Genomic DNA, 16457 nt, shown 5'->3' with positions numbered 1-16457 from the left:
CTTATAAGTGCATGTGAAGGGGCTTACCTGACACGTAATCTTTCGAGGTTATACTTCGTGTTATCAATGGTAATGCAAATTAATAACCTTTCACCATGCCGAATTCGTCGTCAGACAATGCAGTCCATCTGGACGTCATCATTCCCACCCTTGGCGTACGAAAAACGCTCCTTGAGGTGATTGATTCGCTGGAGGGGTTCGCAAGCAGACGCCCGGACGCGCGGGTTCGCGTCATCGTTTCGTTCAATACCAAGCCGGCGTTTGGCCGGAGCATATTTCTTGACGATTCGTACGACCGCCTGCCGAACTTCAGCGTCCAGGAAATAGCGCCGCCGTCGTACGAACCCACTTCGGAGCATCACCTGCTTTGGTGCCTGAAATGGTACAAGGCGAATGTGAGCGAGTCGAACACGTTTGTCTGGCCCGTTACCGACTACGACCCTCTGATCGAGGCTGGATTTAATGCGGTTGTCGATTTTCTGAAGTCCAGCGTTCCGGATCTGTTTTACGTAAACAATCTTTGGGCGGACGTGCAGGGAGAACTGCTTCCGTCGCCCGCATTTCGCACCAACCAGCTTATCTGGCACGGCGACGCATCCTATTTTTTCCGCGCGCTCGGGTTTGAACACGCAACCTCGAACATTGGTTGTTTCTTTCTGCGCGGCGGTTTCATAACGGACCCTATTATCCGGATGTTCGAGAATACGCTTGCGCGCGCGGAGCAATGCGCCCACGCATGGTGGATGCTGGAAGCAGGGATGTCGTCAAAGGCGTTTTATTTTGTCTCCACCCCCATCGTGATGAACAAATTTAACATCCATCACTTTGACGATTCAACGACATGGAAAGAAAATGCCGATCGCAACGGCAAGCCTTCCCAGTATGACTGGACCATCGGGTTTCTAAAGCATCTCGCCTATCATGTCGACTCCGGCCAGATGACCTACCAGGAAATCCGGACGGCGCTGATCAGCGAGCCGCAGCGCGGCATTTTGCCGTTTCTCGACGATATTCTGCGAAGACTGTTCATGCAGGCAAAGTTCGCGTTGCGCCATCCCGGCGAACGGTTCGATGCCGAAGCGATTGCATTAATCAAGCGCATATGGGGTAATGTCTATCCGCTGCGCATGCCGATGATCCGCCTTCTGTGCGACGTCCTCGACAAAAGCAACGGCGATCAGGAGTCTCGCCTGCGCAGCTACAAATTCGCGATACGCTTTAGCTCTGTGGAAGGGGAGCAGGGGATATTTTCGATCCTGTACAGGAACTCGGCCTACAGCTACAACTGGTACGAACACAACGCCGGATTTGTTGCGGTGCTAGATAAAGGACCGGTTCATCGGGCATTTCGCGACCTAGACCCGATCGATCTGAGTCCCTACTTTCTCTACGCGCCGACCGAAGAAGAACTGATCGAAAAGATCAAGGTGGCGCGTCAAAAGGCAGATCCCGACGTTTTGTTTGAGCATTACGACTACTTCCCGGTCAATCTGCGCTCGGCGCCGAGTCCGGTCATGAGGTGGCCGACCCTCCAGCTATGGATTCTCTCGCAAAGGGAATCGTTTATCGCACTGGTGAAGTTCGTCGCTATGGCAGCAGGGAAAGTGCGTCGATGCATCAGGCACCTTCGGTCGCTATTCCCTGTGTAAATATCCTGTACTTCCGGATTCTGCATGAGCTGATGCGGGGCGGCCGGCAGACTTCGGTTCCACGCACACCTGCCGCGGCCAGCGGACGGAGCACAGACTCCATCCGCTGCCGGGTCGGCATGACCCGCGGCGAACATCGTGGCTGCCGCGGGATTCACCGCATGCTCAGCGATCCCAGGTCACGTCGCCGATATCCGTCGAATACGGCTTGCCGTTTTCGTCGAATTTGGTCATCACGGCCGGGCCGCGGTAGCCGTCTTCCTCGACCGCCACGTCGATCAGGCGCCGCGGAGCGCCGCTGTTCAGACTGGCTTCCAGTTGCTCCAGCGTGTCGCACTTTTCGTAAGGCAGGCCCGCCAGTTTCGCGAGCAGTGCGAAGTCGAGTTCATACAGGCCGGAGCTTGCCGATGCGCCGAACTCCTTCTTGAACGCGCGCGTCTGCGACTTGATGATCGACTGATAGCCGCCGTTGTTCAGGACGATCACCGTTAGCGGCAGGTCCGGATTGGCGGCCAGCGTGAACAGTTCCTGGACGTTCAGCAGCACGCCGCCGTCGCCCTCAAGGCACACCACCGGCTGCTTCAGCGCTGCGACCGCGCCGACCGCGGTAGGCAGGCCGAGACCCATCGAACCGAGGACGTGCCCCGCCCACGCGAAGCTCGCGTTTTCGGCGGGCTTGAAGAAGCGCGCGATGCCCTCGATCGCATAGCCCGATGCGGTCGGCACCACGTATTTGCCGAGCTTCGAACGCGAAAGCACATTCGAAATCTGATAGGTCGTCAGGCGCGGCGTACCGAACGCGGCCTCTTCGTCGGCGCGATCGCGCGCGAGCAGGCTGCGGCAATGCGCGAGCCATTCCGCACTGTCCGGCGCCGGTGCGCGCGTGAGCAGCGCGTCCACGACACCCGCGACGTTCTCATTGAAGAAGGTCGTATTCGGCAAGCCCTCGTTCTTCGCAATTTCCTTCTCGTCCAGCTCGATGACGATGCGGCGCGCGTTCTTGCCGTAGTTGGCCGGATTGAACGCGGTGGTCAGCAGGTCGAGGCGCGTGCCGAGGAACACGATGAAGTCGGCGGACTGGATGATCTGGTTCGAGTGGGTCGGCGCGAGACCGCCCGCGCAACCGAAGTTCAGCGCATGGTCGTAAGCCATCAGATCGAAGCTCGCCCACGTGAACAGGGTGGGCACGCCGATCTTCTCGACGAGTTGCCGGACCGTGCCACGCGAAATGCCCGCGATGCGCAGCGCGTTGCCGACGACGAGCACGGGCTTGCGTGCGTGCTTCAAGCCGTCGACGATCGCTTCGACCGCGGCCTCCGGGACCTCGTGATCCTTATGGGCGATCGTCGCGATCTGCGCGGCGATTTTCGCGAGACGCGCGTCCGCATCGGGCACGACCTCGGCCTGCACGTCGAGCGGAATCTCGATGAACACCGGTCCCTTGCGGCCGGTCACCGCCTGGGCGAGATGGGCCGCCAGCGTTTCGTCATTGACTTCTGCCGGCGTGTACCGGAACGCGCACTTGGTGACGGGGCGCATCAGGTCCAGATGCGGCGTTTCCTGGGCGCCGCGGCTGCGCACGCCGTGCGCGTTGATGTCCGCTCGTTTGACCTGGCCGGCGACCACGAACATCGGAACGGAATCGTAGTAGGCCGATGCAACCGACGTGATCGTATTCGTGACCCCGGGCCCCGACGTAACGATCGCGAGTCCCGGCACGACGTAGTCTTTTGCCTTTGCGTAGCCGTCGGCCGCGGCCGCCACGGCTTGCTCGTGGTTGCAATAGACCATCCGCATGCCGGACTCGGCCGCCGCGCGGTTGATATGCATGGCCATGCCGCCCGTCAGGCTGAAGGCGGTATCGGTACCCAGCTTCTGGATATTGGAAAGAATGAATTCTGCGACGTTCATCGAGGCGTCCTAGCCAAGCTTGGTGAGGAAATCCAGCGCATGCCAGAACCCGGCACCGTGGTCTTTATGGCCCTGCCATACTTCAGGAATAAAGCTGGCATCCGGGTACGCGGAGACTTTCTCCCACGTTTGCTGCCAGTTGATGTCACCGGTCCCGATCAGCACGCCTTCGCCGTTGACACCCAGCGCGTCGCCCACATGCAGGTGCGCCGTGTAGGGCATCAGTTTCGCGAGTGCCTCCTGGAAATCGATCCCGAAGTGGTTGCAGGTCATCTGGAGATGCGACAGATCCGTGCAGTAGCGCAGTTTCAGTTCTTGCGCCTTCTGCACCAGTTCGTCGGGCATCATGAAGATGTTCTGGTGGCGCTGGCCGCCGAAGTGCCAGGGGAACGGCGCCATGTTCTGCGTCGTCAGTTCGGTCGAGCCGAAATCGATCTTCGCACACGACTCGACGAATCGCGCATACAGTTCGGCGCGGTGGGCGAGCGGGAACGGTTCGTCCATCGAGAAGCCGCCGACGTTCGCGACGATCAGCGCCGAGTCCGCCTTCGGGAAATAGCGGCGGATGCGCTCGGTGGCATCCACGACGCGCTTCATGTTGTCGATCGAGCGCTGGCGATAGCCGAGGTCGTCGGCGGTCAGATCGAGCAGTTCGCTGTTTTCGAACAGTTCCGGCGCATGCACCACAAGGCGTTTGCAGTCGACCGTCTTCAGATAGTTTTCCGGCGCGAGCGACAGATCCCGGTATGACAGATGGAACTCATAGAGATCCGGCTCGATCATCTCCGTGTACTTCTGGAAGTCGTGATAGCGCACCGGCACGCCCCAGTAGCCGGCGAAGCGATAGGTCCGCTTCACCGTCTTCTCGCCGGTCAGGTCGCCCTCATACAGGAAGTCGCCCATGCGGATGTCGCGGTGGGCGGTCTTGCCGAGGAGTTCCGGCAGGCGGTAAGGGGCGAGGCCCTGGCCGGGGCTTGCCACGCGCAGGCTGTCTTCGGTGAAGGTTTCACCCTGGCTGATGGCGCGCGCCGCAATCACGCTCTTGCTCAGGTTTTCGCGGTTGAGCAGTTCGCCCTGGCTCGCCTGGCGGCCCGGGCCTGTCCACGGCAGCGCCTGGTCGACCTGGCGGATGCCGTCCACCAGCGCCTTGAATTCCGCCGGTTCCAGACTGGCGGCATGGTCTGGTCCTTCCATGTTGCGATCGAGCGTGATGTGGCGCTCGACGACCTTCGCACCCAGTGCGACGGCCGCAATCGTGACGGCGGTGCCGCGCTCGTGACCCGAGTAGCCGATCACATCGTGGATTTCCTGCAGACGTTTGATGTAGCCGAGATGGATGTCCTGTTCCGGCGCCGGGTACGTGCTGTTGCAGTGGAGCATCGCGAATGGCACGCCGAGACTGCGGACCAGCCTGGCCGCCGCTTCGATTTCATGTTCGAACGACATCCCGGTCGACAGGATCAGCGGCTTGCCGAGGCTCGCGGCCTTGCGGATCAGGTACGGGTTGACGAGGTCGGCGGACGCGAGCTTCAGCGCGGGCACGTCGAACTGCGCGAGCACGTCCACGCTGGGTTCGTCCCACGGCGTGCACATGTACGGAATGTTCTTTTCGCGGCAGTACTCGCGCAGTTCGCGGTGTTCGTCGTTGGTCAGCTCGACCTTGTTCAGCAGATCCTGGATGTATTCGACGCCCAGGTCCTCGGAGCCTTCCTCGCCTGGCGCGGTGCGGTAGAGCGCAGCACGGTTGCGCAACTGGAACTTCACGCAATCCGCGCCGGCTTCGATCGATACGTCGACCAGCTTCTTTGCGAGTTCCAGACTGCCGTTGTGATTGTTGCCGATCTCGGAGATCACGAACGTGCGCGGACCCCCGACGGTGAAATCGCCAATCTTGAATGTCGATGCGTTCATTCTGCTTTGGTTCTCCAAGATGTTACGCCTTCCTGCTCGAAGCGCACGGTGCTGAGCGTGCAGCCGAGCGACTTGAGCCGCGTGCAGACGGCCGCACGGTTGCGGGGCTGCACGTAGAACAGGAAAAATCCGCCCCCGCCCGCGCCGAGCAGCTTGCCGCCCAGCGCGCCGGCTTCGAGCGCCGAGTTGTAGATCGCATCGAGCGTGTTGCCGCTGATCGCGCTCGACAGTCCATGCTTGATGACCCACGCTTCGTGCAGGCTCTTGCCGAAATCGTTCAGGTCGCCCCGGATCAGATGCTTGTGCATTTTCCGGCAGAGTTCGACCATGTCGAGCAACGGCTTGTTGCGGTCGCTCTTGTGGAAGTCCTCGCGCTGCTGCTTGTGAATATTGCCCGAATTGTGCTCGATGCCGGTGTTGCACAGCACGAGGCACTCTTCGAGTTCGTTGCGGATCGCGTCTTCGAGGCGCAGCGAGTGCACCATGTTGCGCTTGCCGTCGAACTCGATCAGGTTGAACCCGCCGAACGCGGACGCGTACTGGTCCTGCCAGCCGCCCGAAATGTTGAAGCACAGCCGCTCGGCCTGGAACGAGAGTTCCGCGATCTCGTAGGTGCTCCACTTGTCGAGCCGCAACTCGTTGAACGCACCGACGACGCTGGTTGCGACCGCCGACGAGCCGCCCAGCCCCGAGCCCACCGGAAAGTCCGAATGGACGTACAGGTCGAAGCCGAAATCAGGCCGGATCACCGAGACGACCGACGAGAGCAGCCCTTTTTCCGGGCTGTCGAGCAGCGCGCGCAGCGTCGGGTAGTGCTCGTGACGGTCGATATCGTGCGAGACGATGTTGATCTCGGGGCCGGGCGACGGAATGAGCGTTGCGTGCGCATACAGCGCGATCGACGCATTCAGCACGACCCCGCCGTTTTCCATGAAGTAGTAGGTGAGGTCGGTGCCGCCGCCCGAGAAGCTGATGCGCACCGGCGCGCGGGCGCGCGAGAGCACCGCCACTTCCTTGGTCGGCGGGAAGAAATCGGGTGTCGCGAACTCGGCGAGCCTGCCGTCTGGGTCGAGCAGCGGCACCGCGTTGTAGCCGAGGTCGAACAGCTTCAGCAGTTCCTCGCGCGTCGTGCCGAGCGGCAGCGCGTGGAAGTTGCGGTTCATGCAGGTATGCACCGGCGCCGAGGTCAGCCCGCCCTGCATCAGGAAACGGCGGATATCGCCGTTCGTGAGCACGCCCCTCAGGACGTTCTCCGCATCGACCACGAGCGCGATCTGCGTGGGGCCGCGCTCGATGGCGCCGATCGCCTCGACGACAGGCTGGTCATGCTTGACCACAAGGTCTTTGAAGTGATCTTTCATTACAGTTTCTGCACACCGTGTTCGCGAATGAATTTCAGGCTATCGGGCGTGCCGATATCGAGGAACGGGCCCTCGTATATCTGCGCGCTGAGACTCCCTTGCGCGATCAGCGACGGGAGAATGTCCTTCTCCATCGAGAGCGCGGCGACGGGAAATGCGTTCAGACTGCGGGTATGCAGGCCGTAGACGCCTGCACTGATCAGTCCCGGACCGAGCTTGCCCTTTTCGACGAGCGCTACGACCCGCTGCCGGTCGTCGAGCTGGATCGAGCCGTAGCGCGCGCAGTCGTCGACCGCCGTCACGACGATCGCCGGCGCCGCCGCATCGGCTGCGGCGCGATAGGCGCTGGCGTCGAGGTAGGTATCCGCGTTCAGCGCGATGAACGGTCCGTCGTAACGCAGTTCGGCGAGCGCATGCACGAGCGCGCCGCCGGTGCCCATCGCGGTCGGCTCGCGCACGATGGCCACCTTGCGCGCGGGGTCGGGCGGCAGGCTCGCCGCGAATTGCTCGACCTGTTCGGACTGGTAGTGGGTGCAGAACACCAGATCCTGCAGGCCGGCCTTCGCGAGCTGGGCAATGACGTAATAGAGGAACGGACGCCCGTCGACGTCGGCGACCGCCTTTTGCGACGCGCCGATTTCGCTTCGCAGGCGCGTACCCAGTCCGCCGCAGAGTATCAGTGCTTTCATGTGTTTGCGGGAGCCCACAGAGCGGTGTTGCGAATCGCCAGCGACAGCGGCGTCCATGCGTCGAGGCCCAGCTGTTCGCGCGCCCGGTCGATCGACGGCACGTAGCGGTTGCCGGCACCGGGGCTGCTGGCGGCGCCTTCGATCACGACAGCCTTCGACGGCGCGAGCGTGGCGATGACCTCGCGTGCCAGTCCGGCGATCGTGACCTCGGCATCCGAACCGACGTTGTAGACTTCGCGGTTGCCGCCGCGAAGCAGCAGGTGCATCAGCCAGATCGCGAGATCGGCCGCGTACAGGTACGTGCGCACTCCTTTGCCGTCGCCGCGGATCACGATCCGCTCCTGCGTGAGCGCGTCGCGGATGAAATTGCCGATCGCGAAGTGGCCGTCGAGCGGCAGTCCGGCGCCGACGAACGCAAAGCAGCGCGCCGCCACCACCTCGCACGGCGTTTCGTGCGAGTGGATCGCGCCGAGCAGTTCCATCACGCGTTTGCCTTCGCCATACGCGCTGCCGGTGTCCATCGTCGACGGTGCGGTGCGCGACGACTCGACGAGGCGCGGCACGTCCGTCGCCTGAGCGCCGTACGCGCCGCCGGAGCTGACGAGCAGAACCCGCTTCGCGCCGCACGCTTTCGCGCAGGCGAGCAGATGCCGGGTGCCGCCGACGATCGAGTCGAACAGCACGCCCGCCGAGCGGCCGGCCGCCGCGGAGGTGTCGGTGGCGGCGTGAATCACGTAGTCGACGGGTTCAGCCGGGTGGGCAAAGTCCCGGATGTCGCCGGTGATCCAGCCCAGCCACGGCGCGCCCTTGATCCATGGGTGCTTCTGCTCGAACCGGCCCGGGTCGCGCGAAATGGCGAGCACGCGAAAGCGCAGCTTGCGCGTGCCGTGCAGCCACGCAAAATACGCAAGCATCCACATGCCGAAGAAGCCCGTCGCGCCCGACACGAGGACGGTCTTGCCGTCGAATTCGCGGCAGTCGATATACGCGGCAAGCCGCTCGAAGTCCGCGTTTGCGATCTCCGGGAACGACATGGTCCGCGCGGCGCGCGTTTCGTCGAGCGCAACCATGCTCAGAACCCGACGCCGAGGTAGTTTTCGAGCTTCGTCGCGACGTAGTCCAGATGCTCGGTCGTCAGGCCCGGATAGATGCCGAGCCAGAACGTCTGGTTCATCACGATGTCGCTGTTGGTCAGATCGCCGACCACGCGGTAGTTGCGGCCGATCATGTACGGCTGGCGCGTGAGGTTGCCCGCGAAGAGCAGGCGCGTGCCGATCCGGTTCTGGTCCAGATACGTGAGCAGTTCGAGGCGGCTGACCGGTGCGTTGTCCTTGAGCGTGATCGGAAAGCCGAACCACGACGGATCCGAATCCGGCGTCGCATGCGGAAGCAGCAGGAATTCTTCGCAGCCGGCGAGACGCGATTTCAGGAACGCGAAATTCGCGCGGCGCTTCGCGACGAATTCGTCGATGCGGTCGATCTGCGCGAGCGCGCACGCCGCCTGCATGTCCGTGATCTTGAGGTTGTAGCCGAGGTGCGAGTACGTGTACTTGTGGTCGTACCCTTCCGGCAGGTTGCCGAGCTTCCAGCAGAAGCGCTTGTTGCAGGTGTTGTCCTTGCCTGGCGCACAGTAGCAGTCGCGGCCCCAGTCGCGGAACGACTCGGCGATCATCTTCAGATCCGGGTCGTTGGTGAACACGGCGCCGCCTTCGCCCATCGTGATGTGGTGCGCGGGGTAGAAACTCAGCGTGCCGATGTCGCCGAACGTGCCGACCTTCTGGCCGTTGTAGGTCGCGCCGAGCGCATCGCAGCAGTCCTCGATGAGCCACAGGTTGTGCCGCTCGCACAGCGCCTTGATGACGCCGAGGTTGTACGGATTGCCCAGCGTGTGCGCCAGCATGATCGCCTTCGTCTTGCTGGAGATCGCAGCCTCGATGCGCGACGCGTCGATGTTGTAGGTGCCGAGTTCGACGTCGACGAAGACCGGGACGGCGCCGAACTGCAGGATCGGATTGACGGTGGTCGGAAAGCCCGCGGCCACGCCGATGACTTCGTCGCCCGGCTTGATCGCGCGCTCGCCGAGCTTCGGCGAAGTGAGCGTGCTGAACGCGACGAGGTTCGCCGACGAGCCCGAGTTCACCGTGATCAGATGCTGTACGCCGAGGTACTCGGCCAGGCGCTTTTCGAACGTGTCGTTGAAGCGGCCGGTCGTGAGCCACCCGTCGAGCGACGCCTCGACCATGTTGCGCAGTTCCGCTGCGCCGATGACCTTGCCCGACGGCGGGATCACGGTCTGTCCGGGGACGAACGGCTTGTCCGCGAAAGCAAGCGCAGCATATTCGTCGACCAGCGCGGAGATTTTCTGGCGCAGCGCATCTTGTGCCTGCTTCTGGGAATCGATGATTTCAATAGCCATGTGAGAGACCTTTAGCAATCCTTGATTTATCCGTGTACCGCGCCGCGGTGCGCGGCCTCGATATAGTCCTGTATCTGCGCGAGGCAGATCTGCTGCATGTCCGCCGTGCCGCTCGCGCGGGCCCGATGCCAGGCCACGGTGGCCTCGACGGCGGTCGCCAGATTCCAGCGCGGGTGCCAGCCGAGATACTGCCTGGCTTTCGAGCAGTCCAGCTTGAGAAAGTGCGCTTCATGCGGCTGTTCGGCGCCGTCCTGCTGCCAGCGCGCGCCTTCTCCGTAATTCCGGATGACCAGATCGACGACTTCGCGCACGCTGCGCGCATCGTCGTCGCCAGGGCCGAAATTCCAGCCGCCCTCGAACTTCACGCCGTGCTCGGCGAGCGCCTGGGCGAGCACCAGATAGCCCGACACCGGCTCCAGGACGTGCTGCCATGGGCGCACGGCGCCCGGGTGGCGGATCATCAGCGGCTCGCCGCTCTGGAACGCCTTGATCGCGTCCGGCACGAGCCGGTCCGCGGACCAGTCGCCGCCGCCGATCACATTGCCGGCGCGGCCCGACGCGATCGCCACGCCGTGCTCGGCATAGCGGGCGGCGGGGAAAAACGACTGGCGATACGCGGACGTGACGAGTTCCGCGCAGCCCTTGCTGTTGCTGTACGGATCGTAGCCGCCCATCGGCTCGCTTTCGCGGTAGCCCCACGGCCACTCGTTGTTCTGATAGCACTTGTCCGACGTCACCATGACGGCCGCGCGCACGCCGGAGCACTGGCGGATCGCGTCGAGCACATGCACGGTGCCCATCACGTTCGTCGCATAGGTCTCGACGGGCGACGCGTACGAGTAGCGCACGAGCGCCTGCGCCGCCATATGGATGACGACGTCGGGGCGAAACGCGATCATCGCGGCAGTCAGGCGTTCGCGATCGCAGATGTCCGCGACGTGGTTCTCTTCGAGCACCGACGCGACGCGGGCGGTCTCGAACAGGCTCGGCTGCGTGTTCGGGGCGAGCGCATATCCGGCGACTTTCGCTCCCATCGACGCGAGCCACAGCGACATCCAGCCACCCTTGAAGCCGGTGTGCCCGGTCAGGAATACACGCTTGCCTTTCCAGAAGGCGGGGCTTACCTGCATGCTCACTCCCAGGTTTTCCACGGAGCGCGCCCTGTGGTCCATAGTTCTTCGAGATGGTTCTTGTCGCGCAGCGTATCCATCGGCTGCCAGAAGCCGTGATGGAACCACGCCTGCAACTGGCCCGTGCTGGCGAGCGCTTCGAGCGGCTGACGTTCCCACAGCGTGTCGTCGCCTTCGATCAGGTCGATGACGGCCGGGTTCAGCACGAAAAAGCCGCCGTTGATCCAGCCGCCGTCGCCGGTGGGCTTTTCCATGAACGAGCGCACTTCGGTGTCGTTCAGTTCGAGCGCGCCAAAGCGGCCCGGCGGCTGCACGGCGGTCATCGTCGCGTGCCTGCCGTGCTGGCGGTGGAAGGCGATCAGGCCGGTCACGTCGATCGAGCCCACGCCGTCACCGTAGGTCAGGCAGAAATCGCCGTCGATGTAATCCCGCACGCGGCGCAGGCGGCCGCCGGTCTGCGTGGTTTCGCCGGTGTCGACCAGCGTGACGCGCCACGGTTCGGCCTTTTTCTGGTGCACTTCGATTGAATTCTTGCCCAGGTCGATGGTGACGTCCGACATGTGCATGAAGTAATTCGCGAAGTATTCCTTGATCAGATACCCTTTGTAGCCGCAACAGACAATGAAATCGGTCAGTCCATGTGCGGCATAGATTTTCATGATATGCCAGAGAATGGGCTTGCCGCCGACTTCCACCATCGGCTTCGGCCGCACGGACGTTTCCTCCGAAATTCGCGTGCCGAGGCCACCTGCAAGCAGTACAACTTTCATCTGAGCGTAGCTCCTGGAAATGGGTAATTGGATAATCCCGTGCCGATTGACTGAACCTTGCCGTGCCCTTGTATGACCTTTGACTGTGGGACCGGGAATGTCAGATCCGGGATTCCGCGTTGCCTGAACAGGGATTAAAGCGCGTGCGGTCGGCGAATCCCGCTAGAGGCCGGCGCGCTTGCGGACGGCGTGCGATGGACGCAGCCGGTTGCGGCGCCACGCCGACGCGCTTCGCCTCGCAGGCACGCCGGCGGCTTCGGGCAGACGGCATCGCATGCCCGTTTCCCGCAGGCTCACGCATTCGCCGTGCCGCGGGCAGGGTGCGCCGCCAGCAGGCGGGCGCCGGGGCACGCTAACCGTATGATCAAAGAGCGGCGTCCGTGTCGGGCGCCAATGATACCGCATGGCCGTGAGCGCAGCGAAGGCGAGCCCGCCCGGACGGCCGGGGGCCGGGCGGATGCCGTTCAAGCTCTGCGGATAACGTGCCATACCTGATGGGGTGGGCGAGGATCGCGTTCGAACGCGGCGAACGCTGCCGGCGGGTGGAAACGGGTCAGGCGTCCATCGGAAACAGCGCGAGCTCGACGGATTCGCAGATGCTGTGCGCGAGCACGATGTGCAGTTCCTGAATCGTGCTCGTGCGATCGCCCGGGGCGACCAGCGCGTAATCCGCCAGTTCGGCCGCCTGGCCGCCGCCGAACCCGGTGAAGACGATCGACTTCACGCCGGCCTGCCGGCACACCTGCAGCGCGGTCAGAATGTTCTTCGACTTGCCCGACGTGGTGATGCCGAGGAACACGTCGTTCGGCTTGAGTTTGGCGATCAGCTGGCGCGAGAAAACGTGCTCGTACCCATAGTCGTTGCCGATGGCCGTGAGGATCGAGGTATCCGTGGTCAACGCTTCTGCGGGCAGCGGATTGCGATCGCGCGCGAGCTTGCTGACGAATTCGGCGACGAGGTGTTGCGAATCGGCTGCAGAACCGCCATTGCCCGCCACATACAGACGCCCGCCTGCCTTGTAGCAGTCGATGACGTGACTCGTGGCCGCGGAAAAAGCGTCTAGTAGCCGCGCGTCGTTGAGCAGCGCCTCTTTCGCGCGCAGGGACTGATTGACGTTGGTTCGCAGCGTGTCGGCCGGGCTGGTGGTCCTGATCATGGGGATAATCGTCGTTTCAATCCCGCTAGTTTACTTTGTAAACGTTGCTCCCGGCAAAAGTTCAATAGCGCCGGGTTCATGAATGTGTTTCAGTTTGTACTCGAAACCGGCCCTTACATTACTGTCAAATGTCATGCGGTTCGAGCCCATGCCGAAAATCAGCACGGCGCATGCCCGGCGAGCCGCCCCGTGCCATGCGCGTTTTCGCGCGGGGCTGCGTCCTTTCCGGCTTTCATTGACTTACGTCACAGGTAATGGCGACGTGCTTGACAATGCGGCACGCCGGATGCCGTTCCATTCCTATGAGGACTGCGCCCGGCGTGGCGCACGGGCCTCAGCGCGTGCCGAGCAGGCGTCCCAGGCGGTGCAGTGCGAAATGCCAGCCGCGCTTGAGTTCGCCGTTCCACACCCGCCCGACCAGCACCGCGCCCCATCCCCATGCAATGCCGAGCGGCCGGGGCAGCACGATGATCGGTGCGCAGAACAGCAAAAACGCGCTTTGCCGGCCGAACTGGTCGGCGAAGCGGCGGTAGGTCGCGTGCGTATCGCCCTGTCTGGCGAGCCGTTGCCTGAGCAGGTTGAACGGGTAGTAGCTGATCAGCATCCGGGTGCCCAGACGCTGCACGGCCTCTTTGGGCAGGCCGTCGCGTTCGTATCCGTGCAGGATCCCGAACAGATTGCGCACGAAGATCTCCGAGAAATCGTAGCCGCCCGAGTTGGCGCGTTTGCAGGCGAGCGTGTAGGTCAGTTCGTAAGCATTCGCGCGTGCTTTCAGCAGCGCGCGCGTGACGAGGTGCACCTGGACGAGATTGCTGCCGCAGAAGGCGCGCGCATCCACCTCCGGAATCGACTGCTTGTTGATGATGCAGCCCGAGATGAAGGTGATGAGCGGGCCGACCTCGTACAGGAAATCGCCCAGCTGCTCGAAGTCCCGCCAGCCGGTCGCGCCGCGCGGACGCTCTTTCGCGAAGTCGTGCTCGTAGCCGTAGGATTTCAGGCACACCACGCCGTATTCGCGCGCGCGCAGGCGCTCGACGATGTCGCGCAGCCGTCCGGGCAGGTAGAGGTCGTCGTCGCCCATGATCTGCACGTAATGCCCGCGCGCGAAGTTGAAGCACTGCGCGATATTGGCGTCCGAGCCGATGTTGGTGTCGTTGCGGATATAGCGGATGGCGAGACCCTGTTCGCGCAGCGATGCGACGACTGCAGCGGTATCGTCGCTCGAGCAGTTGTCCGACACGAGAATGTCCACCACTTCGCTGTCGACGAGATCCTTGTCGGCGAGGAACTGGCGCAGGCAGAGCGCCAGATAGGCCGCGCGATTGTAGGTGGGAATCGCGATGCAGAGCAGGGGGCGGGTCGGGTCGACGGGGGGCATTCTCGTGTGCAGCGTGTTCTCGGGTTCGATCTGGATGGTGCGGCCGGGGCGGTGCCTGGCACGCGCACAGCACGCGCACAACTGGTCGGATCAGGCCCGGTATTTTATCCGAGTCGCTTCGCGCGGCGCGATTCGGGTCGAACCATTGCGAGGCGAGCGGGGCAGCGCGAAGGGCGGCGGCCCGCCCCCGATCATGCCGAGGCGGCGTCGCTCAGATAGGCGATCGCGTCCGCAGGCGACGCGAGCCCGATGTCGGGCGTGTAGCCGGGCTCGTTGCCGACATAGAGCAGCGTGCCGACGCCGGCGCGCCGGCCGGCGTCCATGTCCGACTGCTTGTCGCCGACGAACACCGAGCGCGCGAGGTCGATCCCATGCTCGCGCGCGGCCTGCAGCAGCATCCCGGGCGCGGGTTTGCGGCAGTCGCACGATTGGCGATAGACGCCGACGCCATGCTCCGGGTGGTGGGGGCAGAAGTAGGTGCCGGCGATCGCGCCGCCTGCTTCGGCGAACCGGCGCGCGATCCAGTCCGTCAGCGCGAGGAACGCGTGTTCGGTGTAGTAGCCGCGTCCGATGCCGGCCTGGTTCGTGATGACGAAGACCCGGTAGCCGAGACGCGTCGCCGCCGCGACAAGGTCGAAGATGCCGTCGACGAACTGGATCTGGTCCGGGCGGTGCGCGTAGCCGGTATCGACGTTGATCACGCCGTCGCGGTCGAGAAATAACGCTCGTTGAGTCATGGAGTGTTTCGGCTTGCCGCGCGCTGCGGCGCCGCTCAGCTGTTGCTTCCCTGCTCGCTTGCGCGACGAGCGGCGACCGCGGGCCTGTCGAAGCGCACGCGCGACAGGATGAAGCGGCGCAGCGGCAGTTCGACGAACCGGTAGAAAAAGATCGAGACCGCAACGCTCGTCGCGAGGAAAATCGTAATCAGGATGATTGCGTGCACATGGAGATGCAGCCTGAGCACCGCGCCGGCCATTGCGCCGAGCACGAGCGCGTGCGTCATGTAGAGCGAGAACGACGCCTCGCCGACGAGCTGCAGCCAGGGGTGATTGAGCAGGGACGCTTTCCGGTTGATGTCGTTGGTCGCGCCGCTCTGGATGAACAGCAGGAAGGCCGGCACGCACAGGCTGATCATCGCGATGGCATTGCGGTTTTCGTTGCCTGTCACGTAGATGACGAGCGGCGCGAACATCGCGAGCTTGACCAGCGGGCTGACCGTGATCTGCGTGCCGCGCTCCAGTAGCCGGGCGGCGACGATGCCATAGAAGAACTCCGGCAGACGCGCGAGCGGACTGTACTGCATGAAGTCGTAGACGCGCTCCGCATGGACCTGCGTGCTCCCGACACCGATGAATGTCATCAGCAGGAACAGCACCACCGCGAGATTGACGAGCGTGCCGCTCGTCGCCTTCCCGGACCATTTCAGCAGCGGCGGCGCACAGAGGTAGAACGCGAATTCGGCGCTCAGTGACCACGACACGCCGTTCCATGCCTGCCGTACGTTCGGGTGTCCGGGCAGCCAGTCATGCACGAGGAAGAGTTGCGCGATCGTGCCGGGCACATTGCCGACGTAACCCGCGAGCGGGCTGCCGATCAGCATGAAGGCGCTGAGCGAAATCGCGAGCGTCAGGATGTGCATCGGATAGATGCGCGCGAGCCGATGCGTATAGAACTCGGCGGTCGAGCGCGCGGGCGACCAGGACCACGTCAGCACGAAGCCGGACAGGATGTAAAAGTACGCGACGCCGAGCCAGCCGACTTGCCCGACCGGGGTAAGAATGCCGCCCCAGTCGAGGCAGGCGTGGTGAACGGCGACCAGTAATGCCGCGATCCCCCGGCCTGCGGTCAGCGAGGGGAGCCGTTGGTAAGCTTTGCTCATATCAGTCTTTTCAACTTCGCGCGGCACCCGCGTCGTGCGACGCAAGTAGCCGGCCTGGCGGGTCCTGTTTGAAGGCGACTGGTTGATCGCTTCCGTTTCTTACTTTTGTAAGAATGCGAAACATTGGCCCGGACGCCCGACAGTCTAACAAAGGGTGGCCCGCGAAGGCATTCTGATTCCTTTCGTTCCTTTCCTGCGGGCCCGAGC

General features: G+C 63.3%; 12 protein-coding genes and 1 pseudogene. 1 reads left to right on the top strand and 12 read right to left on the bottom strand.

Going from position 1 to position 16457, the window contains the following annotated elements; genetic code table 11:
- The first annotated feature begins 95 nt into the window (after positions 1-95).
- Positions 96-1649, top strand: coding sequence for a hypothetical protein (locus AC3AP7_RS12575; protein WP_475762535.1), 1554 nt, complete (start codon positions 96-98; stop codon positions 1647-1649).
- Positions 1650-1814: 165 nt separating this feature from the next.
- Here AC3AP7_RS12575 and AC3AP7_RS12570 read toward each other — a convergent pair whose 3' ends face one another.
- The 12 genes and pseudogenes from AC3AP7_RS12570 to AC3AP7_RS12515 all read right to left on the bottom strand — a co-directional run bounded on the left by AC3AP7_RS12570 (position 1815) and on the right by AC3AP7_RS12515 (position 16250).
- Positions 1815-3560, bottom strand: a complete 1746-nt coding sequence (locus AC3AP7_RS12570) for a thiamine pyrophosphate-binding protein (protein ID WP_475762537.1) — start codon at positions 3558-3560, stop codon at positions 1815-1817.
- A 9-nt stretch (positions 3561-3569) separates the two neighbouring features.
- The gene (locus tag AC3AP7_RS12565) at positions 3570-5471 is read right to left on the bottom strand and encodes an N-acetylneuraminate synthase family protein (protein WP_475762539.1); all 1902 of its coding nucleotides are present in this window, start codon (positions 5469-5471) and stop codon (positions 3570-3572) included.
- Positions 5468-6832, bottom strand: coding sequence for a GHMP family kinase ATP-binding protein (locus AC3AP7_RS12560; RefSeq protein WP_475762541.1), 1365 nt, complete (start codon positions 6830-6832; stop codon positions 5468-5470). The genes AC3AP7_RS12565 and AC3AP7_RS12560 overlap by 4 nt, the downstream gene beginning before the upstream one ends.
- Positions 6832-7521, bottom strand: a complete 690-nt coding sequence (locus AC3AP7_RS12555) for a sugar phosphate nucleotidyltransferase (protein WP_475762543.1) — start codon at positions 7519-7521, stop codon at positions 6832-6834. Before AC3AP7_RS12555 ends, AC3AP7_RS12560 begins: the two co-directional genes overlap by 1 nt.
- The gene (locus tag AC3AP7_RS12550; protein ID WP_475762545.1) at positions 7518-8591 is read right to left on the bottom strand and encodes an NAD-dependent epimerase/dehydratase family protein; all 1074 of its coding nucleotides are present in this window, start codon (positions 8589-8591) and stop codon (positions 7518-7520) included. Before AC3AP7_RS12550 ends, AC3AP7_RS12555 begins: the two co-directional genes overlap by 4 nt.
- Positions 8592-8593: 2 nt before the next feature.
- Entirely contained in the window at positions 8594-9937 is a 1344-nt protein-coding gene (gene rfbH / locus AC3AP7_RS12545; RefSeq protein ID WP_475762547.1) for a lipopolysaccharide biosynthesis protein RfbH, read from the bottom strand.
- Positions 9938-9963: 26 nt separating this feature from the next.
- On the bottom strand, positions 9964-11067 hold the full coding sequence (gene rfbG / locus AC3AP7_RS12540; protein ID WP_475762549.1) for a CDP-glucose 4,6-dehydratase: 1104 nt from the start codon (positions 11065-11067) through the stop codon (positions 9964-9966).
- A 2-nt stretch (positions 11068-11069) separates the two neighbouring features.
- Positions 11070-11837, bottom strand: a complete 768-nt coding sequence (gene rfbF / locus AC3AP7_RS12535) for a glucose-1-phosphate cytidylyltransferase (RefSeq protein ID WP_475762551.1) — start codon at positions 11835-11837, stop codon at positions 11070-11072.
- 553 nt (positions 11838-12390) lie between these two features.
- Positions 12391-12993, bottom strand: coding sequence for a D-sedoheptulose-7-phosphate isomerase (locus AC3AP7_RS12530; protein WP_475762553.1), 603 nt, complete (start codon positions 12991-12993; stop codon positions 12391-12393).
- Positions 12994-13327: 334 nt separating this feature from the next.
- Complete coding sequence (locus AC3AP7_RS12525; RefSeq protein ID WP_475762555.1) at positions 13328-14371, bottom strand: glycosyltransferase family 2 protein; 1044 nt, start codon at positions 14369-14371, stop codon at positions 13328-13330.
- 191 nt (positions 14372-14562) lie between these two features.
- A pseudogene (gene gmhB, locus AC3AP7_RS12520) lies at positions 14563-15159 on the bottom strand (D-glycero-beta-D-manno-heptose 1,7-bisphosphate 7-phosphatase); the annotation flags it as partial.
- Positions 15144-16250: an acyltransferase family protein gene (locus AC3AP7_RS12515; protein WP_475762557.1), complete on the bottom strand. Its 1107-nt coding sequence runs from the start codon at positions 16248-16250 to the stop codon at positions 15144-15146. The gene AC3AP7_RS12515 and the pseudogene gmhB, both read right to left, overlap by 16 nt.
- Between the last annotated feature and the right edge of the window lie 207 nt (positions 16251-16457).

This window comes from Paraburkholderia sp. PAMB 6770 (assembly GCF_057748135.1).
Note: the sequence above shows the minus strand (reverse complement) of the source record. Positions and strands in the feature narration are given on the sequence as shown.

Bases quoted from the DNA above. Each gene is read 5' to 3' on its own strand.
- rfbF (WP_475762551.1), bottom strand. From the start codon at position 11,837: ATGAAAGTTGTACTGCTTGCAGGTGGCCTCGGCACGCGAATTTCGGAG.
- AC3AP7_RS12565 (WP_475762539.1), bottom strand. From the start codon at position 5,471: ATGAACGCATCGACATTCAAGATTGGCGATTTCACCGTCGGGGGTCCG.
- AC3AP7_RS12560 (WP_475762541.1), bottom strand. From the start codon at position 6,832: ATGAAAGATCACTTCAAAGACCTTGTGGTCAAGCATGACCAGCCTGTC.
- AC3AP7_RS12555 (WP_475762543.1), bottom strand. From the start codon at position 7,521: ATGAAAGCACTGATACTCTGCGGCGGACTGGGTACGCGCCTGCGAAGC.
- rfbH (WP_475762547.1), bottom strand. From the start codon at position 9,937: ATGGCTATTGAAATCATCGATTCCCAGAAGCAGGCACAAGATGCGCTG.
- AC3AP7_RS12550 (WP_475762545.1), bottom strand. From the start codon at position 8,591: ATGGTTGCGCTCGACGAAACGCGCGCCGCGCGGACCATGTCGTTCCCG.
- rfbG (WP_475762549.1), bottom strand. From the start codon at position 11,067: ATGCAGGTAAGCCCCGCCTTCTGGAAAGGCAAGCGTGTATTCCTGACC.
- AC3AP7_RS12515 (WP_475762557.1), bottom strand. From the start codon at position 16,250: ATGAGCAAAGCTTACCAACGGCTCCCCTCGCTGACCGCAGGCCGGGGG.
- AC3AP7_RS12575 (WP_475762535.1), top strand. From the start codon at position 96: ATGCCGAATTCGTCGTCAGACAATGCAGTCCATCTGGACGTCATCATT.
- AC3AP7_RS12570 (WP_475762537.1), bottom strand. From the start codon at position 3,560: ATGAACGTCGCAGAATTCATTCTTTCCAATATCCAGAAGCTGGGTACC.
- AC3AP7_RS12525 (WP_475762555.1), bottom strand. From the start codon at position 14,371: ATGCCCCCCGTCGACCCGACCCGCCCCCTGCTCTGCATCGCGATTCCC.
- AC3AP7_RS12530 (WP_475762553.1), bottom strand. From the start codon at position 12,993: ATGATCAGGACCACCAGCCCGGCCGACACGCTGCGAACCAACGTCAAT.